Origin of the sequence: Buttiauxella warmboldiae, assembly GCF_003818135.1 — a bacterium.
Taxonomy (GTDB): domain Bacteria; phylum Pseudomonadota; class Gammaproteobacteria; order Enterobacterales; family Enterobacteriaceae; genus Buttiauxella; species Buttiauxella warmboldiae.
The window spans coordinates 69,839-81,733 of record NZ_RPOH01000025.1 but is presented as its reverse complement, the minus strand read 5'-3'; the positions used below and the strand labels follow the sequence as shown (position 1 = coordinate 81,733).

Below are 11,895 nucleotides of genomic sequence, written 5' to 3'. Positions count from 1 at the left end.
GATTGATAAAACTTATCTAACCGGTCGGGGAAGCGCTAACGCCAGAAGCTATCTGACTGTTTTTGATGGGATCTTAGGATCGTGCCGCGCGGCTGACCGGATGAAAAATTTCATGGTCATTCGGATGATATTTTCTTATCTGAAAAGACGAAATGCGCCCGCAGGCGCATTTCGTTTTAAGCGTTGACTAGCTGGCGATCGCCATACCGACGGTCATATGTAAGCCGTAGAATACGCCGCGCCCGATAAGCTCTCCGGCAATCATCAGCACAAAAGCTAGCGCCAGCAGCGCGGGATTTGCCAGCCCACCTTTGAGCTGTGGAATAATCCAGCAGGCTAAAGCCGCAGCCAGAACCAGCAGTCGCCATGACATTAACGCGCCGTATTGCGGAACCAGCGTCGATGCCTGCGCAATGGAACTTTGAATAGTCGCTAGCTCCATTCCTTGCAGCATCACCACCGCAGTACTCGCAACAACGGCTAACAGTGATACAGCCGGAAGAATGCGCATCCCCCAGCCGGTGACGCCAGCCACTCGCAGTAGCAGATAGCCCAGCAGCGGCCCGCCAATCAGCATCGTCAGGAAGAAACTGAGCGGTGTATAAATGCTATACCACGTTGGTACGGTATCAATCAGGTAGACCTTGCACATCATCCAGACGAAAAACACGCCCAGCACCATGGTCAGCGCCATCCAGATTTTACCCAACGCCTGCGGCATTTTGCCCAGCACGGTTAGCAGCCACCAGAATCCGCCTGCGGCAAAGAACAGCGAACCGCTGGCAATTTCATTACTCAATGCTGACTCGCCCATTCGATTAAGCGAGTTGAAGGCGCGCAGCGGTGAACCAAGGTGAAGCACCGAGGCCATAAAGCCAATCCCCATCAGCACCCACAGCACGATCATCGCCCAGTGCACGCGTTTAAGCTGCGCAGGTTCCCTAACGCCGGTCAGCAACGCCAGCGCGATAACAATAAAGCCACCGGCGACGCACTGCCCTAAAACCGTAAAGACCATCAGCGGCCATTCATGCCATCCGTTACCCATCTCACACCTCCTTAGGGTTTGCCAGATAGCCGGTTTTGTCCCCACAAGGGCGGCTGTTGGCGTTAGGTTTAATGACGATATTTGGCCTGGTGAAATGGGCCGATGGCAGCGGAGCTATCGCTGCCTGCTCGCCATATTTCGCGCGCAGTTCAGCAATTGGTGCCATATCCAGCGCACGCAACGGACAGGATTCCACACAAACCGGTTTCTTCCCTTCCGCGATACGCGAGTAGCAGCCATCACATTTCGTCATATGGCCTTTTTCTGCGTTGTACTGTGGTGCGCCATACGGGCAAGCCATATGGCAATAACGGCAGCCAATGCATACGTCTTCGTTGACGACGACAAAGCCGTCCTCACGCTTGTGCATCGCACCGCTTGGGCAGACCTTGGTACATGCAGGATCTTCGCAGTGGTTACAGGCAATCGACAGATAATAGGCGAACACATTCTGCTGCCAGACGCCGTTATCTTCCTGCCAGTCGCCGCCCGCGTATTCATAGATACGGCGGAAGCTGACATCCGGGCCTAAATTTTTGTAGTCTTTGCATGCCAGTTCGCAGGTCTTGCAACCGGTGCAGCGGCTGGAATCTATATAAAATCCGTATTGAGTTGTCATCAGCTATTCCTTACGCCTTCTCGACCTGGACGAGGTTACTGTGGGAGGGGTTGCCTTTGGCCAGTGGCGATGGTCGCTGGGTGGTCAGCACGTTAATGCAGCCAGCATGGTCAATTTTATTGGCATCCGGGCTATACCACGCCCCTTCTCCCATCGCGACCACGCCAGGAATAATGCGCGGCGTGACTTTCGCGTTGATTTGCACTTCTCCTCGATCGTTGAAGATACGCACGATGTCGCCGTTTTTAATGCCGCGCGACTGTGCATCCAGTGGATTGATCCACATCTCCTGACGGCAAGCGGCCTTCAGCACATCCACGTTGCCGTAGGTTGAGTGGGTACGCGCTTTATAGTGGAAACCGGTCATCTGTAACGGCCATTTTTCCGCCAGCGGATCGCCGTAGTTTTCAAAGCCCGCGCTGTAAACCGGCAGCGGGTCGATAACGTCGCCTTCATTGAGCTGCCAGCTCGCAGCAATTTCTGCCAGTTGCGCAGAATAGATCTCAATTTTCCCGGATGGGGTGGTCAACGGATTCGCCACAGGATCTTCACGGAAGGCTTTATAGGCAACATGGTGTCCATCAGGATCGCGCTTCTTAAAGATGCCTTGCTTGCTGAACTCTTCGAAGCTCGGCAGCTCAGGAATCGCCTGCTGAGATTGCTGATACAGATGGCGCATCCACTGTTCCTGGCTGCGACCTTCGGTAAATTTCTGCTCCACCCCCATGCGCTTAGCAATCTCGCTGGTCATTTCATAAATCGTTTTGCACTCAAAGCGCGGTTTAATGGCCTGGCCGGCAAAGATCACGTACGCCATGTTGCCTGCGGAGGCATCGAGGCAGAAATCCATCTGTTCCGAAGCGGTGCAGTCTGGCAGCAGGATATCCGCGTATTTCGCGGAAGAAGTCATGTGGTTATCAATAACCACAATCATCTCGCATTTTTTATCATCCTGCAGGATCTCATGGGTGCGGTTGATCTCAGAATGCTGGTTGATCAGGCAGTTACCGGCATAGTTCCAGATCATCTTGATCGGTACATCTAGCTTATCTTTACCACGCACGCCATCGCGTGTGGCGGTCATTTCCGGGCCACGTTCGATAGCATCCGTCCACAAGAACATTGAAATACTGGTCTTGACGGGGTTTTCAAATGTCGGCATACGCACAAACGGCAGGCTATAAGAGCCTTCACGCGCGCCGCTGTTACCGCCATGAATACCGACGTTGCCGGTCAGAATCGACAGCATTGCGATGGCACGGGAAACCAGCTCGCCGTTTGAGTGGCGCTGCGGCCCCCAGCCCTGGCTGATAAATGCGGGCTTAGCGCTGGCAATTTCACGGGCCAGCTTCACAATGCGCTCAGCAGGGATCCCGGTGATTTTTGCCGCCCACTGCGGGGTTTTTGCCACGCCGTCAGCGCCGGAACCGAGAATATAAGCCTTGTAATGGCCATTCGCTGGGGCAGTATCCGGCAGCGTTTTTTCATCGTATCCCACGCAGTATTTATCAAGGAACGGCTGGTCAACGAGATTTTCAGAGATCATCACCCAGGCCAGAGCGGAGATAAGCGCGGTATCTGTACCTGGACGAATCGGGATCCACTCATCTTCGCGCCCGGCGCCGGTGTCGGTATAACGCGGGTCGATGATAATCATGCGCGCGTTAGATTTCTCGCGTGCCTGTTCGAGGTAGTAAGTCACCCCGCCGCCGCTCATCCGCGTTTCCCCTGGGTTATTGCCAAACAAGACGACAAGCTTGCTGTTTTCAATGTCAGACGGGCTATTGCCATCCGCCCAGCCGCCATAGGTGTAGTTCAGGCCCGCGGCGATTTGTGCGGTCGAATAGTCACCATAATGATTCAGATATCCGCCACAGCAGTTCATCAGACGCGCAATCAGCGTCGAGCCCGGTGGCCAGGAACGGGTCATTGTCCCCCCCAACGTCCCGGTGCCATAGTTCAGATAAATGGCTTCGTTACCATACTCTTTAATGATGCCTTTCATGCTGTTAGCGATGGTATCAAAAGCTTCGTCCCAGCTGATGCGCTCAAACTTGCCTTCGCCACGGGCACCTACGCGCTTCATTGGATATTTCAGGCGGTCGGCATTATAGACGCGGCGACGCATTGAACGGCCACGCAGGCAGGCACGAACCTGATGCAGCCCCTCATAATCATCATTACCGGTATTATCGGTCTCGACATATTTGATTTCACCGTCCACCACATGCATACGCAGCGGGCAGCGGCTGCCACAGTTCACCGTACAGGCGCTCCAGACCACATTCTCAGCGGCGTTCAGGGTGTCAGCGGGAGTTTGTGCAAAAGCCAGACGGCTAAAGGGGAGCGTTAATGCTCCGCTCGCAGCGGCAAGCCCACCGATAGCGGTGGTTTTCACCAGCTTACGGCGGCTGACCTGCGCGCCCAGAACCGCATCAGAAGTTTTCTCTTTCATAATGACCCACTTGTTTGGTGCTCACATTTAAACAAGCCGGCAGTGGTTACCCAGGAAAGTGCAGCCCGCGTTTCCGTTGCTCGGCTCAAAAGAGAAAGGAGTGTTTTAATTTATCTCAGTATCACGACTGGCTGCCGGTCACTTTATGTCACTTCAAACCGCCAATGATAAGCAAACTGAATGAGTTGTCTTCGTCACCTTCACTCTCTTTCTGAGGGCGATAATACTCATATAGGGGTATTTGTTATTGCCTGATGTCAATAAAGGGAGGTTAACTGTGGGAATGAGAATAATTACGCCATAAAAAAAGCGCCCGCAGGCGCTTTTCCAGAATGAAATAGAACGAATACATCAGCCGTAATAATTAGCCGATGTACTCCAGCCCTTTCATGTACGGGCGTAATACTTCCGGTACTGCAATACGGCCGTCCGCTTGCTGGTAGTTTTCCAGCACCGCGACCAGAGTACGGCCAACGGCCAAACCAGAACCGTTCAGCGTGTGCACCAGACGGGTTTTCTTGTCTGTTTTGCTGCGGCAGCGCGCCTGCATACGACGAGCCTGGAAATCTCCGCAGTTAGAGCAAGAGGATATTTCGCGATAGGTGTCCTGTGCCGGCAACCAAACTTCCAGATCGTAAGTTTTGACCGCGCCAAAGCCCATGTCACCCGAGCACAGCAGCACTTTACGGTACGGTAGATTCAGCAGCTGCAGCACTTTCTCTGCGTGGCCTGTCAGCTCTTCCAGCGCGTCCATTGACTCTTCCGGACGCACGACCTGAACCATTTCGACTTTATCGAACTGGTGCATACGAATCAGACCACGAGTGTCACGGCCATAAGAACCCGCTTCTGAACGGAAGCAAGGGGTATGAGCGGTCATCTTCAGCGGCAGGGATTCGTCGTCCAGAATTTCGTCACGCACCAGGTTGGTCAACGGCACTTCCGCGGTTGGGATCAGCGCGTAGTTGCTGGCGCCAGCTTCTTCTTCCAGTGGACGCGTATGGAACAGGTCCCCGGCAAATTTAGGCAGCTGGCCAGTACCGTACAGGGTGTCATGGTTTACCAGATACGGAACATAGTTTTCGATATAACCGTGCTGTTCGGTATGCAGATCGAGCATGAACTGGCTCAGGGCGCGGTGCATACGCGCAATCTGCCCCTGCATCACAACGAAGCGTGAACCCGTCAGCTTAACGGCAGAGGCAAAATCCAGCCCTTTCGCCATTTCACCCAAAGTCACGTGGTCACGCACTTCAAAATCGAATTTGCGCGGCTCACCCCAACGGCTGACTTCAACGTTTTCGCTGTCGTCTTTACCCATTGGTACACAATCGTCCGGGATGTTAGGCAGCGTCAACGCGATGTCGCGGATCTCTGCCAGCAGGGCATCCAGCTCGGTTTTAGCTGCATCCAACTCTTCGCCAAGCTGGTTAACTTCCAGACGCAACGGCTCGATATCTTCCCCACGCGCTTTCGCCTGGCCGATGGATTTCGATCGCGAGTTACGTTCAGCCTGCAGATTTTCAGTTTTAACCTGCAACACTTTACGACGCTCTTCTAAGGAGCGCAGCGTTTCTACATCCAGCTTGAAGCCTCGGCGTGCCAGTTTTTCAGCGACTGCGTCTGGCTCGGTACGCAGTAGATTGGGATCGAGCATGCTTATCCTGTGCTTATCGAATTAAATGAAGGGGATAGCGGTCACAGCCTGCAACCGCATAGAAAGTCTTGCTAACCTTACCGCAACGTCTGCATTAGCGGTAGCGTTTTGTCGGGCTATTTTGATCCTGTTCAGCAAGCCAGGCGAGCTTTTCACCAATCTTGCCCTCAAGACCTCTGTTTGTCGGGCGATAATAGCGTGTTTGTGCCATTTCCTGCGGAAAGTAAACTTCGCCGGAAGCATAGGCATTGGGTTCGTCATGAGCGTAGCGGTACTCCTGCCCATACCCCATTTCTTTCATCAATTTGGTTGGCGCATTGCGCAGATGAACAGGAACGTCGTAATCCGGGCGCTCACGGGCATCGGCCATTGCCGCTTTAAATGCCGTGTAAACCGCATTGCTTTTCGGCGCACAGGCCAGGTAAACAATGGCCTGGGCAATAGCGCGTTCCCCTTCGGCCGGGCCAACGCGCGTGAAGCAGTCCCAGGCCGCAATCGCGACTTGCATCCCACGCGGATCGGCATTGCCTACGTCTTCCGAGGCAATGGCTAACAGACGACGCGCCACATACAGAGGATCGCCACCCGCGGTGATAATGCGCGCATACCAGTACAGCGCTGCATCCGGAGAGGAGCCGCGCACCGATTTATGCAAAGCAGAAATCAGATCGTAAAAACGATCGCCTTTGTTATCAAAGCGCGCGCTGCATTCGCCTGCAATTTCGGTCAGAAGCGCCATTTGTAAAATGCGTTGTCCGCTGGCATCAACTTCCGCCATATCGGCCATCATTTCGAGCGTATTCAGCGCGCGGCGAGCATCGCCGTTCACCAGTTCAGCAATGGCCAAACGGGTTTCATCCGGCAGCACGATATTCTGCCCGCCGTAGCCGCGAGCCGTATCGCTCATCGCCTGATCGAGCACTTGTTCAATGTCTTCAGCGGTCAGCGATTTCAACAAATAAACGCGGGCGCGTGAAAGCAGCGCCGAGTTCAACTCGAATGACGGGTTTTCGGTGGTCGCGCCGATAAAGGTAATGGTGCCGTCTTCGATGTGCGGCAAAAACGCATCCTGCTGGCTTTTGTTAAAGCGATGAACTTCGTCCACAAACAGAATGGTACGCCGCCCGGCATTGCGGTTCTGGCGCGCGCGCTCTATCGCTTCGCGGATCTCTTTGACCCCGGAAGTGACGGCCGAAATGCGTTCCACATCCGCATCAGCATAGTGAGCAATCACTTCCGCAAGCGTGGTTTTACCGGTGCCTGGCGGCCCCCATAAAATCATCGAATGAAGATGCCCCGCAACGATGGCTTTCGGTAGCGGTTTGCCGGGGGCAAGCAGATGTTGTTGGCCGATGTACTGCGCGAGGTTCTCCGGCCGCATACGAGCGGCCAGAGGCTTGAAGGTATTTTCAGAAAAATCGAGCGACAGGTTGCTCACTGATACCCCTACTTACGTTGATCGTCCACCGTCACGCCTTCAGGCGGGGTAAATTTGAACTTGCTCATCTCCACCGCGCCGTTTTGCTGCGTTTTCAGCGCATAGCTACTGCGCTGATCGTCCTGCTCAATGGCGCTGAACTGATGGATAGTCCCGTCGCGGCCGACGTTAATCGTGAACTGCTTGAGGTTGCCGGCGCTGGTTTTTGGCGTCAGCACAAAATCATCACCGCTTTGCCTGATGTTGTATTGCTGCCAGTCGCTGCTTTGGTTGCGGGCAATCAACATAAACGGCGTATTCCCGGTGGCGTCTTTCAGCCAGGTCGCGCTAACTTGCTCAACAAACGGGTTGTAGAACCACAGAGTTTTGCCATCAGAAACCAGAATGCTCTCATCAGGCTGCGTCATATGCCAGTTGAACAGGTTCGGGCGCTTCACCCACAAATCCCCCTGACCTTCCTGAACCGCAGCACCGCTACCATCGGTCACCTGCTGCGTGAAGCTGGCGTGGAAGCTGCTGACTTTATCCAGACGGGCTTTCAGGTCGCCCGCGGCGTCAGCCCAGGCGGCGGTAGCGGTCAGAGCCGCCAACAAAGCACCAGTAATAGCGATTTTTTTCATTATGATCCCTTTAAATTCATGCGCCACAAAGCGAGTGCGCTGTAGCCTTTCTGCTGCCCACTCTAGTCGAGAGCCGTTGCTGAGCAACAGAAGAATAAGCTGATTTTCCGGCAATTTACCCATCTTTGCAAAAGAGCCGCAGCCGCGGCTCTGATGCAAAAAGTTACTCAAATGGCGGTGGCGCAAGCACTTCACGGTTACCGTTATGCCCCTGCGGACTGACGATGCCCTGCGCTTCCATCTGTTCAACAATGCGAGCGGCGCGGTTATAGCCAATGCGGAACTGACGCTGTACGCCGGAAATAGACGCTTTACGTTTTTCAACCACAAAAGCAACCGCCTGGTCGAATAACGGATCGAGCTCTTCATCGCCGTCCAGCCCGCCTCCTGCGCCGCCTTCACTTTCACTATCGGAAGTAATGCCGGTGATGTATTGAGGGCGACCACGCGCTTTCCAGTCCTGAACCACCGCATGAACTTCCTGGTCGCGTACAAACGCGCCGTGCACGCGCACCGGCAGCGTTGAGTTTGGCCCGGAATAAAGCATATCCCCCATTCCCAGCAGCGACTCAGCACCGGCCTGGTCGAGAATGGTACGGGAGTCGATTTTGCTCGACACGGTAAACGCCACGCGCGTTGGAATGTTGGCCTTAATCAAGCCGGTAATTACGTCAACCGATGGACGCTGTGTGGCCAGTACAAGGTGAATACCTGCGGCACGTGCTTTCTGCGCCAGGCGAGCAATCAGCTCTTCCACCTTCTTGCCAACCGTCATCATCAGGTCGGCAAATTCATCCACCAGCACCACGATATACGGCAGTTTTTCCAGCATCGGATGGGAGACTTCCATGCTGTCGCCTGGCTTCCAGAAGGGATCTGGAATTGGGCGGCCCATGCGTTCGGCTTCCAGCACGCGTTCGTTGTAACCCGCCAGGTTGCGCACGCCCAGGGCTGACATCAGCTTGTAGCGGCGTTCCATCTCGTTAACGCTCCAGCGCAGGGCATTAGCAGCGTCTTTCATATCTGTTACCACTTCCGTTAACAGATGCGGGATGCCTTCATACACCGACAGCTCAAGCATTTTCGGGTCGATCATAATAAAGCGCACTTCATCCGGCGTGGCTTTATACAGCATGCTGAGGATCATGGCGTTCACGCCGACGGACTTACCTGAGCCGGTGGTGCCCGCCACCAGCAAGTGCGGCATTTTCGCCAGATCGGCAATCACCGGTTCACCGCCGATGTCTTTACCCAGCACGACCGTCAACGGCGAGGCGCTTTCGCGGAATTTAGGACAATCCAGCACTTCACGCAGGTAAACGGTCTGGCGTTTCTTGTTCGGTAATTCAAGCCCAACATAAGGTTTGCCGGGGATCACTTCGACAACGCGCACGGCAACAGTTGATAACGAACGTGCAAGGTCCCGTGACAGGTTAGAAATACGCGCCGCTTTCACCCCCGGTGCTAAATCAAGCTCAAAACGAGTGATAACCGGGCCCGGAGAGTAATCCACCACGTCAGCTTTAATGCGGTAATCCGCCAGACGGGCTTCAACCAGCCGCGCCATTTGCTCCAGAGCAAAGGTATCTACCGGCTCAACTTCTGCCGGTGGAGAAGTCAGTAAGTCCAGCGAGGGCAACGGCGTGGTTGGGCGCTGTAGCGGACGGTCGTCCCCATTTCGCATCAGGAACGGGTGAATCAAACTTTCCTGTATCGATGGCGCCGCAGCGGGAGCAGGTGCTGGCGTTTGTTGCGGCATATGTGCCTGTGGTGCAGCCTGCCAGCTTTGCGGCTGCGGCACCGGAGCTGGCTCTTCAATATGACCCGGCGTAAATAATGGCTCGCTCGGCCCATCGTTAACCAAGGTTTTCATCGGTGAGAGACCAAAATCATCCAGTGAGAACGGCGCGTTATTGGGCTGTTGCTGAGTCGGTTGCTGCGGTGGTGCGGAATAGCGTTGCTGCTGTTGCGTAGCAAACTGACGCGCTAATTCCGCCTGCTCGGCTTCATCCTCACTTTGCTGAACGGCGTCATCTTCGTACTCTTCGCCGTAGCGCTGTTGCTGCTGAGCGGCAAACTGACGCGCCAGCTCATGCTGCTCTCTTTCTTCGGCATCGTCGGCATACCCCTCATCGATGTCCATGCCATTCTGCCGACGAGCTTCCTCTTCCGCCATGCGTTGAGAAGGCAGCTTAATACCGTAAGAGGCAAGTTCACGACGCGTTGGCACACGCACACGATTTGGACGTGGCAGCTGTGGGCCAATCCCTTCTTTGATCTGTGGGCGCGGCGCGTCTCCTGCAATGCTGAATACCGGGCTAAACGCCGCCGCAGCGCCCGCAACTTTCGCCGCCTCTTTCACTCCCTGCGCTACGGCTGGAGCCGGAACAACCGGAGCCTCAGGTGTAACGCTGGCAAAACCATGAGGCATCGCCGGTGCGTCAAAATGCGACGTAGCCGCTGGAGAGGCCGATGCAAAGGCCGGGGAGCTGTCGTAGCCGTAAGGGTCCGGCTTTGGTTCATTAACCGGCTGATACCAGGCCGCCAGCTGCTCACGCTCACGAGCGCGTTTCGCTTCAACCTCTTCAAAATGGTAGATAGGCGGACGCACCGCAGGTTTGATTTCTTCAACGGGTTCAGGCTGGACGGCTGGCTCTGCCGCAGCGGGCGCAAAATAAGCTGGCTCAACTGGAGGTTGCGTAACCGCCGGTTGCGCAAATTCAGGCTCTGACCAATAGCTGGTTACCTGCTGTGGCTCCTGCTGAGGAGGAGATTGCTGCGCAATGCCTGGGGTATTGTAGCTTTCCGGCGCCGGAGCAATCACTGGCTCTGGAGTCACCGGTGTGGGTGCCGGTTCCCAGGCAATCGCGGGGATTGGTTCCATTTCCGGTGCGGGAACGATAGCCGGTGATACGGTCGCCTCAGGCATAGCCGGAGCGGCGTAGGCAGTGTTCGCCATGGCGGCTGCGGCAGGCGCAGCTACAGGTTCAACGATAGAATAGCCGTGCAGCAGCGGATCGTACTCTTCGCTTTCAGGCATGGTCGCTTTATGCCCCGAAAACAGAACATCTTCTTCCGGCAGCGTGGCTTTGTGATCCGAGAACAAAACATCATCATCCGCATCGTCCATGCGTTTACCAGAAAACAGCGCCGAGTCTGTTTTGCGCCCGTTCGGATTAGAAAACTTCTCCGAGATTCGCTGCTTGCGCGCTAGTGCGCCGCGTAAAATTCGCGCACGACGAGACTCACGCCGTTCAACCTCTGGCGCGTATTCCTCATCATGATGCTCTTCATCGTCGTAATCATCGTCCTGCCAGGTGTTATCCCGGCGTGTGCGGTTGCTGGCAAACGTCAGCACGCTCAGGGTCGCGCTGCCGATTTTCTCAGCAATACCGATCCACGACCAGCCGGTGAACAGCGTTAAGCCCGCAGCCCACACGCACAGCAGTGCAATAGTGCCGCCGCTGCTGTTGAGCAACGGCATCATCGCGGTGCTTAATAAGCTTCCAATCACGCCGCCGGAGGCAAAATACCAGATGTCATCAGCGTTTATCGCCGCCAGGCCACAGGCCGTCAGCACCATGGCCAGTACGCCAATCAGACGCAGGGAAACGGCAAAATAGTCCACAAACTCTTCGCTGTCGCGATTGCGGAAAGTGAACCAGCAGGCACCGATGATGATCGCCGGGATGGTGTAGGCCATCACGCCAAAAATAAATAGCAGCGTATCGGCCAGCCACGCGCCGGGGATCCCCCCCAGGTTATGGATAGGTTCGTGCCATGCGGTTTGTGACCAGCTGGGATCGGAAGGATTAAAACTAAGCAACGCCACCATCAAATAGACGGCAAAAATGGCAACAAGGAGCAGTAAGGCCTCTAATGCCCGCCGCCCGCTGCTGAGTTTGCGTAATGTCACTTCTTTTTCTTCGGTGTATTCCTGGCTCAAGTAAGTCTCTCCAGGTCCTTAATAAATATGGAGAGCAACAGCGCCGAGCATTCCCGGCACTGTTGCTGTATGAATTACCAGGAGTGTAACCAAAATACGCAGATTTTGCACC

At 55.0% G+C, this 11,895-nt stretch carries 7 protein-coding genes; all 7 read right to left on the bottom strand.

Going from position 1 to position 11,895, the window contains the following annotated elements; translation table 11 throughout:
- Positions 1–187: 187 nt before the first annotated feature.
- Complete coding sequence (locus EHN07_RS07670) at positions 188–1,048, bottom strand: DmsC/YnfH family molybdoenzyme membrane anchor subunit (RefSeq protein ID WP_124023585.1); 861 nt, start codon at positions 1,046–1,048, stop codon at positions 188–190.
- Position 1,049: 1 nt separating this feature from the next.
- Positions 1,050–1,667: a DMSO/selenate family reductase complex B subunit gene (locus EHN07_RS07665; protein WP_124023584.1), complete on the bottom strand. Its 618-nt coding sequence runs from the start codon at positions 1,665–1,667 to the stop codon at positions 1,050–1,052.
- Between the two features lie 10 nt (positions 1,668–1,677).
- Positions 1,678–4,122 (bottom strand): dimethylsulfoxide reductase subunit A, encoded by a 2,445-nt coding sequence (gene dmsA / locus EHN07_RS07660; RefSeq protein ID WP_124023583.1) that lies wholly within the window; start codon positions 4,120–4,122, stop codon positions 1,678–1,680.
- A 364-nt stretch (positions 4,123–4,486) separates the two neighbouring features.
- A complete protein-coding gene (serS, locus tag EHN07_RS07655; protein WP_124023582.1) occupies positions 4,487–5,779 on the bottom strand; it encodes a serine--tRNA ligase in 1,293 nt (430 codons plus the stop codon).
- A gap of 94 nt (positions 5,780–5,873) precedes the next feature.
- On the bottom strand, positions 5,874–7,217 hold the full coding sequence (locus EHN07_RS07650; protein WP_124023581.1) for a replication-associated recombination protein A: 1,344 nt from the start codon (positions 7,215–7,217) through the stop codon (positions 5,874–5,876).
- An 8-nt stretch (positions 7,218–7,225) separates the two neighbouring features.
- Complete coding sequence (lolA, locus tag EHN07_RS07645; RefSeq protein ID WP_124023580.1) at positions 7,226–7,837, bottom strand: outer membrane lipoprotein periplasmic chaperone LolA; 612 nt, start codon at positions 7,835–7,837, stop codon at positions 7,226–7,228.
- 163 nt (positions 7,838–8,000) lie between these two features.
- Positions 8,001–11,783, bottom strand: a complete 3,783-nt coding sequence (locus EHN07_RS07640; protein ID WP_124023579.1) for a DNA translocase FtsK 4TM domain-containing protein — start codon at positions 11,781–11,783, stop codon at positions 8,001–8,003.
- Between the last annotated feature and the right edge of the window lie 112 nt (positions 11,784–11,895).